The organism is Endozoicomonas sp. ALB032, from assembly GCF_049310125.1.
Taxonomy (GTDB): domain Bacteria; phylum Pseudomonadota; class Gammaproteobacteria; order Pseudomonadales; family Endozoicomonadaceae; genus Endozoicomonas_A.
The window spans coordinates 5,949,025-5,967,888 of sequence record NZ_JBLYNW010000001.1; the positions used below are offsets into that span (position 1 = coordinate 5,949,025).

12 protein-coding genes are annotated in these 18,864 nt (G+C 43.7%); 6 read left to right on the plus strand and 6 right to left on the minus strand.

Annotated features, from left to right (window positions below; translation table 11 throughout):
* The first annotated feature begins 461 nt into the window (after positions 1 to 461).
* The 4 genes from ACO6VG_RS22245 (at position 462) to ACO6VG_RS22260 (ending at position 3,505) form a co-directional block, all read left to right on the plus strand.
* A complete protein-coding gene (locus ACO6VG_RS22245) occupies positions 462 to 1,421 on the plus strand; it encodes an integron integrase (protein WP_422475717.1) in 960 nt (319 codons plus the stop codon).
* Between the two features lie 293 nt (positions 1,422 to 1,714).
* Positions 1,715 to 2,233 (plus strand): DUF2878 domain-containing protein, encoded by a 519-nt coding sequence (locus ACO6VG_RS22250; protein WP_422451570.1) that lies wholly within the window; start codon positions 1,715 to 1,717, stop codon positions 2,231 to 2,233.
* Entirely contained in the window at positions 2,227 to 2,976 is a 750-nt protein-coding gene (locus ACO6VG_RS22255; protein ID WP_422138346.1) for a hypothetical protein, read from the plus strand. Before ACO6VG_RS22250 ends, ACO6VG_RS22255 begins: the two co-directional genes overlap by 7 nt.
* A complete protein-coding gene (locus ACO6VG_RS22260; RefSeq protein ID WP_422138347.1) occupies positions 2,963 to 3,505 on the plus strand; it encodes a DUF3833 domain-containing protein in 543 nt (180 codons plus the stop codon). The genes ACO6VG_RS22255 and ACO6VG_RS22260 overlap by 14 nt, the downstream gene beginning before the upstream one ends.
* A 209-nt stretch (positions 3,506 to 3,714) precedes the next feature.
* Here ACO6VG_RS22260 and ACO6VG_RS22265 read toward each other — a convergent pair whose 3' ends face one another.
* The 4 genes from ACO6VG_RS22265 to ACO6VG_RS22280 all read right to left on the minus strand — a co-directional run bounded on the left by ACO6VG_RS22265 (position 3,715) and on the right by ACO6VG_RS22280 (position 15,869).
* Entirely contained in the window at positions 3,715 to 5,349 is a 1,635-nt protein-coding gene (locus ACO6VG_RS22265) for an IS1634 family transposase (RefSeq protein ID WP_422472526.1), read from the minus strand.
* Between the two features lie 54 nt (positions 5,350 to 5,403).
* The gene (locus ACO6VG_RS22270; protein WP_422475719.1) at positions 5,404 to 8,739 is read right to left on the minus strand and encodes a hypothetical protein; all 3,336 of its coding nucleotides are present in this window, start codon (positions 8,737 to 8,739) and stop codon (positions 5,404 to 5,406) included.
* Between the two features lie 195 nt (positions 8,740 to 8,934).
* Entirely contained in the window at positions 8,935 to 12,285 is a 3,351-nt protein-coding gene (locus ACO6VG_RS22275; protein WP_422475721.1) for a hypothetical protein, read from the minus strand.
* A 227-nt stretch (positions 12,286 to 12,512) separates the two neighbouring features.
* Positions 12,513 to 15,869, minus strand: a complete 3,357-nt coding sequence (locus ACO6VG_RS22280; RefSeq protein WP_422475723.1) for a hypothetical protein — start codon at positions 15,867 to 15,869, stop codon at positions 12,513 to 12,515.
* Between the two features lie 196 nt (positions 15,870 to 16,065).
* Between ACO6VG_RS22280 and yghU the strand changes: the two genes are divergently transcribed.
* Positions 16,066 to 16,905, plus strand: a complete 840-nt coding sequence (gene yghU / locus ACO6VG_RS22285; protein WP_422134296.1) for a glutathione-dependent disulfide-bond oxidoreductase — start codon at positions 16,066 to 16,068, stop codon at positions 16,903 to 16,905.
* 301 nt (positions 16,906 to 17,206) lie between these two features.
* Here the strand turns inward: yghU and ACO6VG_RS22290 are convergent, their stop codons facing one another.
* Positions 17,207 to 17,536 (minus strand): DUF5615 family PIN-like protein, encoded by a 330-nt coding sequence (locus ACO6VG_RS22290; RefSeq protein ID WP_422138352.1) that lies wholly within the window; start codon positions 17,534 to 17,536, stop codon positions 17,207 to 17,209.
* Positions 17,536 to 17,757: a DUF433 domain-containing protein gene (locus ACO6VG_RS22295; protein ID WP_422134298.1), complete on the minus strand. Its 222-nt coding sequence runs from the start codon at positions 17,755 to 17,757 to the stop codon at positions 17,536 to 17,538. The genes ACO6VG_RS22290 and ACO6VG_RS22295 overlap by 1 nt, the downstream gene beginning before the upstream one ends.
* A gap of 543 nt (positions 17,758 to 18,300) precedes the next feature.
* Between ACO6VG_RS22295 and ACO6VG_RS22300 the strand changes: the two genes are divergently transcribed.
* Entirely contained in the window at positions 18,301 to 18,834 is a 534-nt protein-coding gene (locus ACO6VG_RS22300) for a methylated-DNA--[protein]-cysteine S-methyltransferase (RefSeq protein WP_422138353.1), read from the plus strand.
* Positions 18,835 to 18,864: the final 30 nt, after the last annotated feature.

Consider the following 18,864-nt stretch of genomic DNA (forward strand, 5'->3'; position numbering starts at 1 on the left):
AAATTCATTTGAGTACAATAATACGTATATTAAAATGCCAACTTTGCTTCAGATACAAGAAAATAGCTGGCTTTTAATACATAAACTTAACTTGATAACTTATGACATTTATTAAGGCTTCAAGATTTAAATAAAAAATTATATTCTTGTTACTGAATATACTTGCTATTAACACTTATTTAATTTGAATAGTTTGATATTGCACTGAGAGCCATAACAGCTATTAGATCTCAAGCAAGTGATATTAGATATTACACTCACACGCGGCATATCCCCCTAAATCAAGAAATATTAACTCGCTTGAGATATATCCCGACTTTTCAATCTGTCAAAAAATCATTAATTATCAACAGACTATGGGCCATTTTACATACCGCCCCGAATAGGACGCAAGTGAGTTATTTGCATTTTTGGTATTTTCTTCAATAATACTGTACAAATAAACAGCTTTTGAGTTTACCATGCCATCTCCTTTTATGACTGATGTACGCAACACCCTCAGAGTGAAGCGCTATAGCTATAAAACTGAACAGTCCTATTGTTATTGGATCAAGTACTTCATTCGTTATCAACACATGAAGCATCCTCAGTATTTAGGGCCTGATCATGTCAGACAATTTTTGACTTATCTTGCCGTTCAGCGTCGGGTTGCGACTTCAACACAAAACCAGGCATTGAATGCTCTGAACTTTTTATACAAACAAGTTTTAGGTAGACCTTTGGGGGATGTCAGCAATCTGGTCAAAGCCAAAAAGGCCACAAAGATTCCTGTGGTGTTTGAACGACATGAAGTGAATGCAATTTTCACAGTGATCAGCCCTACACACAAGTTACCGGTTCAACTGATGTATGGTTCCGGGTTGCGGCTAATGGAGTGCCTTCGCCTGCGTATTAAGGACATTGATTTCAACCGTATGGCCATTATTGTTCGCAGTGGTAAAGGCAATAAGGACCGGGTAACCATCTTGCCAGACCAGCTTATTCCTGAGCTAAAAGCTCGCATAAGCGAGGTTCGCCTTCTCCATATCATGGATAAAGAGGCCGGTTTTGGTGAAGTATGGATGCCGGATTCTCTGGCAAAAAAATACCCATCTGAAGCAAAAAGCCTTCATTGGCAGTATCTATTTTGTTCTCACAAGCGTTCAATCGATCCAAGGGATGGACATGAGCGACGCCATCATATTGATGACAGTACTTTGCAACGAGCAGTAAAACGAGCCATTGAGTTATCCGGTATAGAAAAGAAAGGAAGCTGCCATACTTTCAGACATTCTTTTGCCACGCATTTGCTTGATGATGGCTACGATATTCGAACGGTTCAGGAGCTTCTTGGACACAAAGACCTGAAGACAACCCAGATCTACACTCATGTGCTAAACCGTGGTGGCCACGCAGTAAAGAGTCCTTTGTGCAAAATATAACAGGCACGCTACCGCACGGGGACCTCCCCGAGACAGCTGAAGAGCACTTATCCCTTTGGCTCAATAGCTTCCTGCTTGAGTGAATACATTCTATTGAGCGACATTGTGCCAGTATTCTCTATTGAAGGGTAGGTAGCAGTGCCTATTTATGGCTGTCTTATATTTTTCGTGATCCATTCACCACGCCTATACGTAGAAAAAGGCATAACAATACATTGGCTGGCAGGCACGACAAGGAGTGAAGTTATATGGGTTACCGGAGCGGCGATTGATGCAGGCAGGGTCAATATATTATGGCTAAAGTAAGCAAGCGTTTATTAGTCCTTAACGCCGTGTTGTTTCAGCTGGTTTGGTTTATTGCTGTGCAAGGTGACAATCTGTATGCGCTATTGGCATTACTCTTCTTGCTTGTTATGCACTTCACGCTAATGAAACCGGACGCACAGGAGTTACGACTGATCTTTGCCGTACCAGTCGTTGGTATCGTTGCTGACACTTTAATTATGAATGCAGGATGGATTGAGTATCAGAGTACTGATCATTTTCTTATTCCTATCTGGCTATGCGTTTTGTGGGTTGCGTTCGCGACTACTCTTAAACATTCGATGAGTTGGGTATTTAAGACCTTCTGGTTACCTCCATTGGTGGGCTTGCTGGTTGTGCCATTCAGTTATTGGGCAGGCATTAAATTATCAGGGGCTCAGCTTTTGATCCCCATGGAAAGGCTACTGCTGCTGGAAGGCTTGGTCTGGGCTGTTTTATTGACTCTGATTGGCCATACAACAAGAAAACAGGAACAATCCTTATGCTAGCGTCTTTAACCCCAAAATCGATCATTATATTCAGCCCGGTTCTACTACTCTCTCCGTTCGCTCAAGCAGATCATCCGGCAGTTATCGGGTATGCATATCATTCGGGAACACAACAACTGGCATACACTGAAGAGCACACATTCCCGGACTTCCTGTCTCATCATGTTGTTTATAAAGAGACTGACGGAAGTATTTTCGCCAGCAAAACCATCGACTACAGCGATAGCTATATTGCGCCTGATATCATCCAGACAAATCAGCGTAATGGAGAACTGATCAAAACCGAGTTCGTGGACGATGCAATCAAAGTTTCTTACAGAACAAGCTTCGGTGCAGACACTCAACAATCAGACATTGCCTTTTCCCCTGACCTGGTGATCGATGCCGGCTTCGATCACTACATTCGTTTAAACTGGGACGCCCTCATAGCAGAAAAAGAAACAGTGATTCAATACCTGATACCAAGCCACCAACGAAAAATCGATCTCCGCATAAAAACAGTTGAATGCAAGAAAGACCTGAAAAAGACTCATATTTGCTTCAATATTGCCGCAGACAGCTGGTTATATCGCATGCTCTCGTCGTCACTTACACTCAGCTATGACAAGCAAAGCCAAAAGCTGATGATTTTCTCTGGCCGCTCTAATATCAGCGATAAGAACGGTGATTATCAAGACGTCACTATTCGCTATCAATTCCATACACCTATTAAAAACCAAGAGATTAGTTATGTTGCGAATTAGCACTCTGCTGATGGTTCTGTTTTTATTTGGCTGCAGCTCCGTCGATATCAGCCAATATCAAGATAACCAACCCACTCTCTCATTACCGGAGTTTTTCAATGGTCCTCTGACAGCCCACGGGATTCTGAAGAATCGAAGCGGCGAGGTAATACGCTACTTTAACGCCACCATGACAGGGAGCTGGGACGAAGAGGGGATTGGCACTCTGGATGAGGATTTTATTTTTGACGACGGTGAAAAACAAAAACGTATCTGGACATTCACACCGGATGGCAAGGGCAGCTACCTGGCCAGTGCAGGAGACGTTAAAGAAGCCGTGCCTGTGAAAACATCTGGCAATGCCTTATTTATGGCGTATGTACTGAACATCTTCTACAAGGGTGAACCTCTCGAAGTGTCGATAGACGACAAAATGTACCTGGTCAGCGATAAAGTCATCATCAATGAATCCATCATGACCAAGTTCGGTGTCGACTTGGGCTATATTACTCTGACGATCATCAAAGACGGGAATGATACCGGCAGCTGAAGATAGTTTCCGTTTGGGCATTCGATCCATGCAGTAGTTTCATCTGCTTTAATATCTATTCGCGAAAGATATTCAAAGCTGGTGTGGGGCTTCTGTACTGATAGGAGCACTCAGTAATGCACTAATGAGTTTATCCTGAAAGATTGAACTCACAGAGAACTCAGGGCTCCTTTGGCCAGTAGCTTTACAACCGCCTTTCACCACCCCTATCAGGAATACATGGACTCGTAAAAAATGCCCAAAATTTGAATGATCGTCCACTGCCTTTCCTTCAAGCCAATCACATGTTCCTCCTGATTATTGACCGTTAATACACTAAGCCCCTGGAAACAGAAAAATACCCATCTTGCTGTTGGGTTCTGGCAGGGCTTTTTTTTCTGGTCTGGAAATACACGACTTTGCTTTTTCAGTTCCTGCCTGATTCTGTGCTGGATAGCAGCATAGACCATCAGGCATAGAGTCATCACCATTAACAGGGCTTCAATACGTTCCGCTTTCTTCAGATAGAGCGAAGAGACCAGAAAGTCCGGGCTCTTCAGGAACCGAAAGCCGCCTTCAACTTTTTGTTGCGACTTATAAGTAGACAGCAGCTCAGAGGCATTCAAACTATTTTTATCCAGTTCATTGGTGCTTAGGATAAAACAACCCAGTGAGGCTTCTGCATGCTCCCTTTTCTCGCAGGAAACAAAGCACTCAGCCTGCACAAAGTACTCGAAGTGATCAGGCTTGCTATCCGGCGATGGTCTTCCTTTGCCCGAATAGCAGGGTTTACGGATAACCTCTGGCTCTGTTTCGCTTTGGCAAAGTCTCGATTGTTTCTGCCACAAGGCAAAAGCCTTCAATGCATCGTCCCGGCACAAAAAGGCCTTTTTGCTCAGCTTCTCCAGATCACGGGCCTCTTTCAGTGACTGCTTTTGCATCTTTCGGGTCAATGTTTTCCGTTCACTAAGCCCGCGCTTTTTGTTGAGAAACAGGAACCATCGTTGCTGAACCCCTCCGTAGCAGGAAGGCACTTCAGCTGAGTAGTAATCTTCATAGCCTTCAACAGGCACCAGCGACATGGTTGGCGCTTTGCAGACCAGCTCCTTTGCCTCCTTGATGTTCAGGGGCACCCGGGAGATAAACAGCTGCTTTTGCTCATCAAGCAACTGAAGGGTTTCTGCAACATACATGGCAGCATCAGCAACCAGATAGCGGCTATTCAAAGCGGCCTTAAAACATGACAGATGATTTTTGATAATTTCCTGAAAACAGGTTTTGTCGTTTACATTACCGCTGGCAGGGGCCATAAACACAGGGATGCCCGCCTGATTTTCAGTCATTAACTGCAAGACTACCTGATTCAGGTCAGGCCGGTGGTCACGGCTGTAACCTTGGCAGATATGAATACAATTTAAGTCGTCTGGATTGTCATGACTGTTATAGACTCCATCCACATGAAAGCTGGTGCCATCCAGATTTAATGCCTTGCAAGGAAGTTTCAGATGATTGACGACCTTGACGGCCAGATTGAGATACAAGTCGCTAACACCAGCGTCGTACAAACTGTCGAGAGCCCGACCAAGTACCTTGTCGTTCAAGTGTTCAGCCTGTATATCTTCCCCGATAAGGCGGTCAATCGGCTTATCCTCAAAAAACTCAGGGAGCATGTACAGAGTTTGCCCCGTAAAGCCCAAGCCATTGATGATCATTGCAACTACAGCTTGTCCAATAGTGACATTACGAACATCGGAGTCATTTGTGATACGGGCATCAATGTATTCGGCTATCTTTAACTCCCGACACATAGCGGCAACCAAGCCAAGGTGGTTGAGGTTCTTAGACTGGTATTGAGCTTGAGGCATGTTGGTGCACCTGAATGTCTGTTTATTTCTTTGACAACAGATTTTAGGCAAATATCAATCGGGGTGGTGAAAGGCAGTTACAATCACTGCATTCAGCGTAACCAATGGATTGACACCAAAAGAAATGCCAAGGTTTGGCTGATTATCCCTTGTAGCGAAGCCAACGCCGGGGACCAGCTCACGAGATTCCATTATGTGGAAATCAAAGATATTGGTCGTTTCTGGACAGTCTGGGTAGGTTGATTTCGGTATAACGTTCTGTTTTATATCGTTAACGAATCTGGCGTCATGACCACACCAGTAGATAAGCTCTCTAACAGCCTGTGACAGCAACCCATTCTCATCCATGGCCTGCCCTATGGACTCTTCTGTGAATTGGGGAAACGCCTTGTGAAACAGAGTAGCCAGAATCGCCTTTATTTTATGCTCATGATTGACTGTGGATTCCCTATTGCCAGAGTCGAACTGTTTTTGAAAACAGAGAGCATATTGCAATACCAGCCCCTGGGCATTTTTTGCCAGTTCAGAAAAAGCCACCTTGGCCCGATCCTCTGATTTTTCAAAATCAAGAAATTTCTGACACCTGGTGGAGAAAAAATAATCTTCACCCAGCTCATGCATACTTTTCGTATCACCAGAATCCCGCATGCCTACGGGACCCACATTGGGATGTTCTGACGCTTTTTTCCACTGAAGCATCCTACCCTCGCTAGAGGCATCGACATAAGAGGAAAGAACATAGTGCTTTCGGTTCGTCACTGAATCATGGTCAGCCGCCATTACCTCTGGGGCATATAATCCGCAACTGAATAACACACCGCAATCATGGGCATACTTATAGAGTCCCTCGAAAATCTGATCCGCCTTTGTTACTGGATCAAGCACATAAGGGTATAAATGATAAGGCGCATCTTTGGTTGATTTCAGGTGCAGACAATAACCTGTCTTGTCATCAATGTAGCGACACTTTTCCTCCAGTTTTGCCTTTATGGTGGGAGAAATTAATGTCGCCAGATCAGTCTGCACATTTTCCCAGCGATATCTGCCGACCACTTCAGGAATTGAGCTTTTCAAGCCATGCTGGCTAGCTATGGTTGCCATCAGGCTGATTTTATTACCCTCTTTTGCCAGTTCTTCCGGCTTTTCCGTATCACTGAGAAATTTCAAATAATCCCAGCCGCCATCCGTTCGCTGAATGACCAGCGTTCGCCCGCACACCTCGATAGATTGACCCATCAATGATGCTGTCGGGGGAGGGTCTGACCACTGCTGCGAATTGTCCAGTTTTTGCCAATCATTATCAAACTGATTTTCCTGTGGCTGATAATCTTTATCCAGTGATAACAACAACTGCCAAATGTTAGGACTTCCCATAGTATTGAGGGGATGAACAGATCTGCAAAACAGGGTTTCCCGCTGTTTTTCGCAATCAGGATGGTTTAACCAGTTATTTAGCACGTAAATTCGATGGCCTGGAGGGGCAAGCCGTAGAAATAGTTCAATGATATTAAAATGTAAGTAAGTGACGCCGGTGTACGCTACAAATCGATTATATGCAGATGAACTTGGTGGTCTTGCCGAAGCCTCATTGCCTGGGTCCGGCCACAGGTCCGGACGGTAACTTTTCAGCCTGGTTGTAAACTTTGCATCACACTCACGGAAGTACGAATCCGATCGAATCCATGACAGGCCATCCATCAAAAGCCAATCCATGAATTTCCTGAAATCATTGGCATGGTTGAGGCCATTGCAGCATTTGACCTGGCTAATCAGGGTGTTCCATCTATCACTATAATGATCATCTTTCTGTAAAAGACCTACACTGTTTACCGAAACGGTATCATTCATTAGGGTAAAAATTTTTGCCGCCCACAGGCTTACATATTTCAGATCCAAATATTTCCCATGATCCGCACATAATCCATTTTCCGATCCATAACTCCCCTTATGGCAAATGGGTATTTGTTCCATGACAAGATGGATAAATGGCAGCTCATACTTCTCTGAATTCAGCTCTTCCTCGTGCATCTGCATTCCGGATTCATTGGGCAAGGTCCATAAAAACGGAGCTACTCGATTTACCGTATTGACAAACAATCGTTCATTGGTCAAACCAGCTTCTTTGGCCATAAGAAAAGGAGATTTATTAAGATTAACCGATGCGTCTTTGAACGCCTGTATAGAGACGGTAACACCCATTTCAGTCAATAATTCGGAGCATTGGTGAAGTCCTCCCAATACAGCAATCATTGCAATCAGCTTCTGTTCTTCCTGACAAAATGAAACAATAAGTTTGCGGGCTTCTTTTTGCGATTGTTGTGCAATAGCTTCAAGAACAAATACCATTATCATGCTTTTTTTGTATCTGTGAATCTGTCTCCTATTAGAAATTCGGTGGAATCGAAATTGATGCTCATTCAGGTCTCTAACCATCATTCTGGTATTGCATCCACGGCGGAGGTACTTAAAGAAAATCATTAACCTGGCCAATGAAACCTTTGGTATTGATTGTGCAATTACTTCCTGAAATAACATACCATCAATGGATCGGGAATTTAGAATCTCCTCGGAAAGAAGGTCAAAGCGAGAGTCCGGATCAGCAAAAGCACCCTTGACAAACAACAGGTCCGGGCAATGATCTTCGCAGTTATCGACCAGCTTTATCATCGTATCAAAAGGGAGGTATACGGTAGTTTCACGGTCAAAATCAAGACTGCTGGATAGAGGATTGATGGGGAACCCTTGCTCAATAATATAGCTAAGTACTTTCAGATTGTTTTTTTCGACCCCGGCCCAAATAGCAATATCCCGTGCTATTGTTTGAACATCAACCGCTATTTTTTTCCTTGATTCGATACCGCTTGTAATTTCCGATTTATTCCTGTTAACGATGTAAGTATCATTATCAAAATATTCTTTAACCTCTCTTTTCAGCTCATTAACTTTATCCATTAGACTGATATTGACATGTAATTTATCAAATTGTTGGAAAAGCTTCTCAAATTCTTCTTTTACACATTCTTCTTTATCATGTTCTGAAGTCAGTAATTCCAGCAACTTTTTTTGCTCTAGCTGACCATGTACAGAGCTGGGGGCTCCTTTCTGGTTGCCTTCGGCCCCAACTTCTATATCGATGTTTTTCGAACTGTGAAGTGTGGAATGACTGACACTGTAGCCGGCAAGATCAGGTGAGTTGTCAATGCGTTGAAATTGGGGCCCAGATACTCCGGTGTTGCCAGATACAACATTGGCAGGATTGAAGTATATCTCTTTGCCTTCAGTGGGTCTTACTGTCAGCGATTTATAGTTCCCTATTCCTTCACTATCACTGACCTCGGAAATTAGGCCAGATCCGGTCATGGTATTGGTATTTTTTTCTGTTACATCCATATTTGCGCAACCTTATCAAAATGTCCTTTCTACTTTTGACAATGAGAACGAAAAAAAATTCCAATTCCCGGGCCACAACCGACAATTGCGATATAACCCCTGTTCCCTCTTTCAAGAAAAACATTCAAAACTGGTATGGGGCTACTGATAGCAGCACTCATTAATCCGGTGGTAAGTTTATCCTGAAAGATTAACTCACAGAGAGGTCAGAGCTCCCCTGACCAGTAGCTTTACAATCACTGCATTCAGCGTAACCAATGGATTGACACCAAAAGAAATGCCAAGGTTTGGCTGGTTATCCCGCGTAACAAAACCAACACCGGGGACCAGCTCACGAGGTTCAAATATGAAGAAATCAAAGATATTGGTCGTTTCAGGACAGTCTGGGTAGGTCAACTTCGGTATAACATTATGTTTAATGTCGTTAACAAATCTGCCGTCATAACCGCACCAGTAGATAACCTCTCTGACAGCCTGTGACAGCAGACCATCTTCATCCATTGCCTGAGCCGCACACTCTTCTGTGAATCGGGGAAACGCCTTCTGAAACAGAGTAACAAGAATCGCCTTTATTTTATGCTCATGATTAAGTGTGGACTCCCTATTGCCAGAGTCGAACTGATTTTGAAAACAGAGAGCATATTGCAATACCAGCCCTTGGGCATTTTTTGCCAGTTCAGAAAAGGCCACCTTGGCCCGATCCTCTGACTTTTCAAAATCAAGAAATTTCTGACATCTGCTGGAAAAAAAATAATCTTCACCCAGCTCATGCATACTTTTCGTATCACCGGAATCCCGCATACCCACTGGACCCACATTGGGATGTTCTGACGCTTTTTTCCACTGAAGCATCCTCCCCTCGCTGGAGGCATCGACATAAGAGGAAAGAACATGGTGCTTCCGGTTCGTCACTGAATCATGGTCAGCCGCCATTACCTCTGGGGTATATAATCCGCAACTGAATAAAACACCGCAATCATGGGCATACTTATAGAGTCCCTCGAAAATCTGATCCGCCTTTGTTACTGGATCAAGCAAATAAGGGTATAAATGATAAGGCGCATCTTTGGTTGATTTCAGATGAAGACAATAACCTGTCTTGTCATCAATGTAGCGACACTTTTCCTCCAGTTTTGCCTTTATGGTGGGAGATATTAATGTCGTCAGGTCAGTCTGCACATTTTCCCAGCGATATCTGCCGACCACTTCAGGAATTGAGCTTTTCAAGCCATGCTGGCTGGCTATGGTTGCCATCAGGCTGATTTTATTACCCTCTTTTGCCAGTTCTTCCGGTTTTTCTGTATCGCTGAGAAATTTCAGATAATCCCAGCCACCATCCGTTCGCTGAATGACCAGCGTTCGCCCGCACACCTCGATAGATTGACCCATCAACGATGCTGTCGGGGGAGGGTCTGACCACTGCTGCGGATTGTCCAGTTTTTGCCAATCATTATCATACTGATTTTCCTGTGGCTGATAATCTTTATCCAGTGATAACAGTAACTGCCAAATGTTAGGACTTCCCACAACATTGAGGGGGTAAGCAGTTCTGCAAAACAAGGCTTCCCGCTGTTTTGCACAATCAGGATTGTTTAACCAGTTATTTAGCACATGGATTCGATGGCCTGGAGGAGCAAGCCGCAGAAATGATTCAATGATGTCAAAATGTAAGTTAGTGACGCCAGTGGTGTACGTTACAAGTTGAGTATATGCATATGATCTTGGTGGTGTTGCCGAAGCCTCATTGCCCGGGTCCGGCCACAGGTCTGGACGGTAACTTTTCAGCCTGGTTGTAAACTTTGCCTCAGCCTCACGGTAGCGCAATTCCGATCGAACCCATGACAGGCCATCCAGCAAAAGCCAGTCCATGAATTTCCTGAAATCATCAGGATGGGTGAGGCCATTGCAGCATTTGACCTGGCTGATAAGGGTGTTCCATGTCTGACTATACTGGACATCTTCCTGTAAAAGACCTGCACTGTTTGCCAAAATAGTATCATTAATTCCCTTAAAGATTTTTGCTGCCCACAAGCTTACATCTCTCAGATCCAAAGATTTCCCATGATACGCCCATAACCCATTTTCCGATCCATAACTCCCCTTATGGCAAATGGACATTTGTTCCATGACAAGATGGATAAATGGCAGCTCATCCTTCTCTGAATACAGGTGTTCCTCGTGCATCTGCATTCCGAATTGGTCGGGCAAGGTCCATAAAAACGGAGCTATTCGATTGACTGTATTGACAAACAAGCGCTCATTGGTCAAACCAGCCTCTTTGGCCATAAGAAAAGGAGATTTATTAAGATTAACCGATACGTCTTTAAACGCCTGCCTGGAGACGGTAACACCCATTTCAGTCAATAACTCGGAGCATTGGTAAAGTCCTCCTAAAACAGCAATCATTGCAATCAGCTTCTGTTCTTCCTGAGAAAATGAAACAATAAGTTTGCGGGCTTCTTTTTGTGATTGTTGTGCAATAGCTTCAATAACAAACACCATTATTATGTTTTTTTTGTATCTGTGAATCTCTCTTCTAGTAGTAAATCGGTGGTATCGAAATTGATGTTCATTCAAGTCTCTGATTATGTTTCTGCTATTGCATCCACGACGGAGGTAATTAAAGAAAATCATTAATCTGGCCAATGAAACCTTTGGTATTGATTGTGCAATTACTTCCTGAAATAACATACCATCAATGGATCGGGAATTTAGAATCTCCTCTGAAAGAAGGTCAAAGCGAGAGTCCGGATCAGAAAAAGCACCCTTGACAAATAACAGGTCCGGGCAATGATCTTCGCAGTTATCGACCAGCTTTCTCATCGTATCAAAAGGGAGGTATACGGTAGTTTCAAGGTCAAAATCAAGACAGCTGGATAGAGGATTGATGGGGAACCCTTGCTCAATAATATAGGTAAGTACTTTCAGATTGTTTTTTTCGACCCCGGCCCATGTAGCAATATCCCGTGCTATTGTTTGAACATCAACCGCTATTTTTTTCCTTGATTCAATACCGCTTGTAATTTCAAATTTATACCTGCCAACGATGTAAGTATCATTATCAAAGTATTCTTTAACCTCTCTTTTCAGCTCATTAACTTTATCCATTAGACTGATATTGACATGTAATTTATCAAATTGTTGGAAAAGTTTCTCAAATTCGTCTTTTACACATTCTTCTTTATCATGTTCTGAAGTCAGTAATTCCAGCAACTTTGCTTGCTCTAGCTGACCATGACCAGAGCTGGGGGCTACTTTCTGGTTGCCTTCGGCCCCAACTTCTATATCGATGTTTTTCGGACTGTAAACTGTGGAATGACTGACACTGTAGTCGGTAAGATCAGGTGAGTTGTCAATGCGTTGAAATCGGGGCCCAGATACTCCGGTGTTGCCAGATACAACATTGGCAGGATTGAAGCGTCTCTCTTTGCCTTCAGTGGATCTTACTGTCAGCGATTTATAATTCCCTATTCCTTCACTATCACTGGCTTCGGAAATTAGGCCAGATCCAGTCATGGTATTGGTATTTTTGCCTGTTACATCCATATATGCGCACCCTTATCAAAATGTCCTTTGTACCTTTTGACAATGAGAACGAAAAAAAATTCCAATTCCCGGGCCACAACCGACAATTGCGGTATAACCCCGGTTTCCTCTGTGAAATAGCCTTATCCGCTTCACTCTCTGTTCAAGAAAAGCCTTCAAAGCTGGTATGGGGCTACGATATCAGCACTCATTAATCCAGTGGTGAGTTTATCCTGAAAAGATTAAACTCACAGAGAGGTCAGAGCGCCCCTGGCCAGTAGCTTTACAATCACTGCATTCAGCGTAACCAATGGATTGACACCAAAAGAAACGCCAAGGTTTGGCTGGTTATCCCGTGTAACAAAACCAACACCGGGGACCAGCTCACGAGGTTCCAATGTGCAATAATCAAAGATATTGGTCGTTTCTGGACAGTCTGGGTAGGTCGATTTCGGTATAACGTTATGTTTGATATCGTTAACGAATCTGGCGTCATGACTACACCAGTAGACAATCTCTCTAACAGCCTGGGACAGCAACCCATCTTCGTCCATGGCCTGAACCGTGCACTCTTCTGTGAATCGGGGAAACGCCTTGTGAAACAGGGTAGCCAGCATTACCTTTATTTTATGCTCATGATTGAGTGTGGACTCTCTATTGCCAGAGTCGAACTGTATTTGAAAACAGAGAGCATACTGCAATACCAGCCCCTGGGCATTTTTTGCCAGTTCAGAAAAGGCCACCTTGGCCCGATCCTCTGATTTTTCAAAATCAAGAAATTTCTGACACCTGCTGGAGAAAAAATAATCTTCACCCAGCTCATGCATACTTTTCGTATCACCGGAGTCCCGCATGCCTACGGGACCCACATTGGGATGTTCTGAGGCTTTTTTCCACTGGAGCATCCTCCCCTCGCTAGAGGCATTCACATAAGACGAAAGCACATGGTGCTTTCGGTTCGTCACAGAATCATGGTCAGCCGCCATTACCTCTGGAACATATAATCCGCAACTGAATAAAACGCCGCAATCGTGTGCATACTTATAGAGTCCCTCGAAAATCTGATCCGCCTTTGTTACTGGATCAAGAACATAAGGGTATAAATGATAAGGCGCATCTTTGGTTGATTTCAGATGTAGACAATAACCTGTCTTGTCATCAATGTAGCGACACTTTTCCTCCAGTTTGGTCTTTATGGTGGGAGGTATTAATGTCGTCAGACCAGTCTGCACATTTTCCCAGCGATATCTGCCGACCACATCGGGAATTGAACTTTTCAAACCATGCTGGCTGGCTATGGTTGCCATCAGGCTGATTTTATTACCCTCTTTTGCCAGTTCTTCAGGCTTTTCCGTATCACTGAGAAATTTCAGATAATCCCAGTCACCGTCCGTTCGCTGAATGACGAGCGTACGCCCATACACCTCGATAGACTTGCCTATTAACGATGTTATCGGAGGGGGCGCTGTCCATTGCTGTGGATTGTCCAGTTTTTGCCAATCATGTTCAAACTGATTTCCCTGTGGCTGATAATCTTTATCCAGTGATAACAACAACTGCCAAATGTTAGGACTTCCCATAGTATTGAGGGGATGAACAGATCTGCAAAACAGGGTTTCCCGCTGCTTTGCGCAATCAGGATTGTTTAACCAGTTATTTAGAACATAAATTCGATGGCCTGGAGGGGCAAGCCGTAGAAATGATTCAATGAAGTTAAAATGTAAGTTAGTGACACGATTGCTATATGTTTCAAGTTGATCACATAATGCCGGTGATGTTGTCGAATCCTCATTACCCGGGTCCGGCCACAAGTCCGGTCGGTAACTTTTCAGTCTGGTTGTAAAGGGTGCCTCTTTCTCACGGTATTTCGATTCCCCCCGTACCCATGACAAACCATCCATCAAAAGCCAGTCCATGAATTTCTTGAAATCATCGGAACGGGCCAGACCATTGCAGCATTTAACCTGGCTGATTAAGATGTTCCATGTCTCACTATAGCGGGCATCTTCCTGTAAAAGACCTGCACTGTTTGTCAAAGTAGCATCACTCATTCCCTTAAAAATTTTTGCTGCCCACAGGCTTACATCTCCCGGAACCAATGCTGCTCCATGCTTCGGCGCTAAACCATTTTTCGATTCATAACTCCCCTCCTGACAAATCGACAATTGATCCATGACAAGATGAATAAACGACAGTGATTTTTTATCTAAAAGCCAGTGTTCCTGGTGCAGATATAGCCCGAATTTATTGGGCAAGGACCATAAAAACGGAGCTATTCGATTCACTGTATTGGCAAACAGTCGTTCATTCGTCAGACCCGCCTCTTTAGCCATAAGAAAAGGAGAATTTTCAAGATTAACCGAGGCTTTTTTAAACGCCTGCCTGGAGACGGTAATACCCATTTCAGTCAATAGTTCGGAGCATTGGTGCAGTCCTCCCAAAAGTGCAATCATTGCAATCATCTGCTGCTCATCCTGATAAAATGATCCAATAAGATTACAGACTTCTTCCTTTGCTTCTTTTTGTGATTGTTGAGCCATGGCTTCAAGAACAAATACCATTATTATGCTTTTACTGTATCTTTCCATCCTGTGACAATTGGTAATGCGGTGATTTTCGAAACTATGCCTATTAAGGTCTTTAATCATGTCTCTGGCATTACATTTACGACGAAGGTAGTTAAAAAAAATCATTAACCTTCTAAATGAAACCGTTGGTATTGATTGTGCGATTGCCTGCTGAAATAATTCATCTTTAATGTATCTGGAAGTTAAAATCTCCTCGGAAAGAACGTCAAAGCGAGGATCAGCATCAGCAAAAATACCCTTGACAAATAACAGATCTGGAAAGTCTGGCTTGCAGTTATCTACCAGCTTTCTCATCGTGTCAAAAGGGAGGTATACAGTAGACTCAGGATCAAGATCAATACAGCCAGTTTTTCTTTCGATAGGAACCCCTTGTTCAATAATATAGGTGAGCACTTTCAGATTGTCTTTTTCGACCCCCGACCAAATAGCGATATCCCGTACTATTTTTTTAATTTTATCCGCTATTTTTTTTCTTGATTGAGCATCATTTATAGTTTCAAATTCTTTCCCTATGTAGCTGCAAGTACCCGTATCAATATATTCCTTAATCTCTTTTTTCAGCTCATTGACTTCATCCATTAAACTGATACCGACATGTAATTTATCAAATTGTTGGACAAGTTTCTCTAATTCTTCTTTTACACATTGTTCGTTAACATTTTCTGAAGTAAGTAATTCCAGCAACTTTTTTTGCTTTACCTGACCATGGCCAGAACCGGGTGCTACTTTGTGGTTGTCTTCTGCCCCACCTTCTATACCGATGGTTTTCGGGCTGCAAGGCTTGGGATGACTGACATTACAGTCGGTAAGATTAAACGAGCTGTCAATGCGTTGAAATCCGGTTCCAGATACTCCGGTGTTGCCAGATACAACATTGCCAGGATTGAAGAGTCTCTCGTTGCCTTCAGTGGATCTTACTGAGAGCGATTTATAATTCCCTATTCCTTCACTATCACTGGCTTTGGAAATTAGGCCAGATCCGGTCATGGTATTGGTATTTTTGCCTGTTACATCCATATATGCGCACCCTTATCAAAATGTCCTTTTTACCTTTTGACAATGAGAACGAAAAAAAATTCCAATTCCCGGGCAGCAACCGACAAATTGCGGTATAACCCCTGCTCACTCTGTGAAATAGCCTTATCCGCTGCACTGTCTGTTCAAGAAAAGCATTCAAAGCTAGTATGGGTCCACTAATCTGAGGATTTAGAACATGAGCGAACAAGACAAATACACCCCTCCGGCGGTCTGGACCTGGGACGATGAATCCGGCGGTCAATTTGCCAATATCAATCGTCCGGTATCTGGTAAAACACACGATAAAGAACTGCCCAGGGGAGAGCATCGTTTCCAGCTTTACTCACTAGCCACTCCCAACGGAGTAAAAGTCACCATCATGTTCGAAGAGTTGTTAGAGAAAGGCATTGATAAAGCCGAATATGATGCTTATCCAATCAAGATCATGGAAGGGGAGCAATTCGGTAGCGGGTTTGTCGATATCAACCCCAATTCGAAGATTCCGGCATTGATCGATAACAGTGGCGAGAAGCCGGTTCGTATTTTTGAATCCGGTGCCATTCTGGTTCACCTGGCAGAAAAGTTTGGCGAATTTTTGCCGCAAAAAGAGGGTCGTGCAGAAATCATGTCCTGGTTATTCTGGCAGATGGGCAGTGCACCCTTTTTAGGTGGAGGCTTTGGCCATTTTTATACCTATGCACCCGAGAAATTTGAATACCCGATTAATCGTTACACCATGGAAGTAAAACGCCAGCTGGATGTACTGGATAAGCAACTGGCGAAAAACAATTATATCGCAGGCAATGAATACTCCATCGCCGATATCGCTATCTGGCCCTGGTACGGTGCTTTGGTCTTGGGTCAGCTGTACAACGCGGCAGAGTTTTTGAGCGTGGACTCTTATAAAAACGTTAAACGCTGGGCAGAACAGATGGCTTCACGACCCGCAGTTAAACGCGGCAAGATGGTCAACAGAACCTGGGGAGAACCCGAGGAACAGTTGCCTGAACGACATGATAAGACTGACTTCAAATAATTGAGAGCTGTTTGTAATTAATAAATTCAGCAAGTTGAGGCCGGTCTTATAATTTTCACTCTCTTAGTCCCAAATGCACTCTCAGACAGGAGCTTGGATACGGGCCAAAAGATAGAGAAGATATGGGGGGGGGTAAAAAGTGCAGTCAAAGATTCTGCTTCAGGTGGATATGACCTTTGGCATGACAAAGTCAGTCCTGCGCACGACAGACCTACAATGCGTCGCTCTTAAGTGGGAGCTGAAGCAGAATCTATGTAGCATGATAATTTACCTGTAAGGTAGTGGCTAAACTTTTGTATCACTAGCCCATTTTCAAGACACCTTCTTTGTCCAATGTGGCAAATGATTTTATGATCGCTTCATTTTCTAAAAGAATGGCTTCTATAACAGCCAGTTTTGCATTTCCTGTTGTCAGATAAACCAATTTTGGTGGATGGCCATACTGAATTGCATAGCGAAGAAAATCTTTGTCTTTGGTGACAATGGTTAACTGCTGTTTTTTTGCATAACACCAGATTTCAATATCAGGTGAGTTATCCAGCTTTGAATCCAAAACATGCAAGCTTCCGGGGTATGTATCATTGATTCTGGCAACAAGTTTTGGTGAAAGGGTTTCATCCAACAATAGCATCAGGCGGCACCAGATAGTTGATTGGCTGCGTAGAGCAATGCAGCCTTAATATGTTCAGCCAGAAGATTAGGGTGTTCATCAAGTATTTCTGCTTGCGTCATACCACTTGCCAGCATTTCCAGTATGTCTGTAACCGTTATTCGGGTCCCTTTTATACAAGGTTTTCCAAAACGTTTTGCCTGATCAACTTCAATATGCTTTAAATAATCTTCTTTAATCATAATTCACTCCCGAATAAGCCCGTAAACATTCTACAACGGGCCAGTAGCGTGTATTTCCTCTATATATTTAAAACACAATTCTGCACATCTACACAGCCTCAACATTCTAGGAGCCTGACCGAGAATAGCGCCCGTAGCGAGGACGGCAGAAAATTGAGGATGAAAATTCGGTTTTGTGAGGAGAATAGCGAGCTATTTGACGAACAAAAGCGGATTTACAGACCAATTTGCTGGCGCCGCAGTAGGGCAGTCTATTCTCGGTCAGGCTCCTAGCAGTAACTTCCAGGGAATTAATTTTCTTGGCGAATATTATGCACCCAGTTTTTTAGCTTGTTCCCATGGTATGGAGGCTACCAAAAAATCCTGGTTTCCTCGCCTTCAGGCCCTTTGGTTCCAGACCTGGAAACCAGCACTTTGTCTTGAGTTTCGGGGTCCGCTTATCGGGATGTATATACTCCAGTGCGAAGCATAGGAGCAAGCCAGTGACATATTTTCCACCTCAACCAAACAACCTCAGCTCAAAATATGTTATAAACCTTCACCATGAACACCATCAACATCCAATACTACAAATCCCCCGTTGGTGAGCTGATGCTGGGCACCTATGACCAGCAGCTCTGCCTGTGTGACTGGCGCTATCGAAAGAAAAGATTGCAAGTTGACGCGCGTGTCAGAAATGGGCTCAAAGCAGAGTATGTCGAGCAGGACAACGAAGTGATGGCACTCACCCGACAGCAGTTGGAAGCGTATTTTCGTAAAGAGCGGAATAGCTTTTCAGTGCCTCTGCTTCTGGTTGGCACTGCCTTTCAAAAGCAGGTTTGGCAAGCTCTTATGGATATTCCCTATGGAGAGACCACCACCTATGCCGGACTGGCAGAATCCATGGGAGACAGGAACGCCCTGAGAGCCGTAGCCAATGCCAATGGTGCAAACGGCATTTCAATACTGATTCCTTGCCACCGGGTTATTGCCAGCAACGGTGAACTTCAAGGTTATGCCGGCGGTAAACCGGCTAAACAAAAGCTACTAGATCTCGAAGGTGGCTTACCGGATCAACAGGGTTCACTGTTTGATTGACAGGCAAGATGCACAAAACCTCCAACTCGT

Excerpts from the sequence above, each read along its gene's own strand:
- ACO6VG_RS22245 (WP_422475717.1), top strand. The coding sequence starts at position 462 with ATGCCATCTCCTTTTATGACTGATGTACGCAACACCCTCAGAGTGAAG.
- ACO6VG_RS22250 (WP_422451570.1), top strand. The coding sequence starts at position 1,715 with ATGGCTAAAGTAAGCAAGCGTTTATTAGTCCTTAACGCCGTGTTGTTT.
- ACO6VG_RS22255 (WP_422138346.1), top strand. The coding sequence starts at position 2,227 with ATGCTAGCGTCTTTAACCCCAAAATCGATCATTATATTCAGCCCGGTT.
- ACO6VG_RS22260 (WP_422138347.1), top strand. The coding sequence starts at position 2,963 with ATGTTGCGAATTAGCACTCTGCTGATGGTTCTGTTTTTATTTGGCTGC.
- ACO6VG_RS22265 (WP_422472526.1), bottom strand. The coding sequence starts at position 5,349 with ATGCCTCAAGCTCAATACCAGTCTAAGAACCTCAACCACCTTGGCTTG.
- ACO6VG_RS22270 (WP_422475719.1), bottom strand. The coding sequence starts at position 8,739 with ATGGATGTAACAGAAAAAAATACCAATACCATGACCGGATCTGGCCTA.
- ACO6VG_RS22275 (WP_422475721.1), bottom strand. The coding sequence starts at position 12,285 with ATGGATGTAACAGGCAAAAATACCAATACCATGACTGGATCTGGCCTA.
- ACO6VG_RS22280 (WP_422475723.1), bottom strand. The coding sequence starts at position 15,869 with ATGGATGTAACAGGCAAAAATACCAATACCATGACCGGATCTGGCCTA.
- yghU (WP_422134296.1), top strand. The coding sequence starts at position 16,066 with ATGAGCGAACAAGACAAATACACCCCTCCGGCGGTCTGGACCTGGGAC.
- ACO6VG_RS22290 (WP_422138352.1), bottom strand. The coding sequence starts at position 17,536 with ATGCTATTGTTGGATGAAACCCTTTCACCAAAACTTGTTGCCAGAATC.
- ACO6VG_RS22295 (WP_422134298.1), bottom strand. The coding sequence starts at position 17,757 with ATGATTAAAGAAGATTATTTAAAGCATATTGAAGTTGATCAGGCAAAA.
- ACO6VG_RS22300 (WP_422138353.1), top strand. The coding sequence starts at position 18,301 with ATGAACACCATCAACATCCAATACTACAAATCCCCCGTTGGTGAGCTG.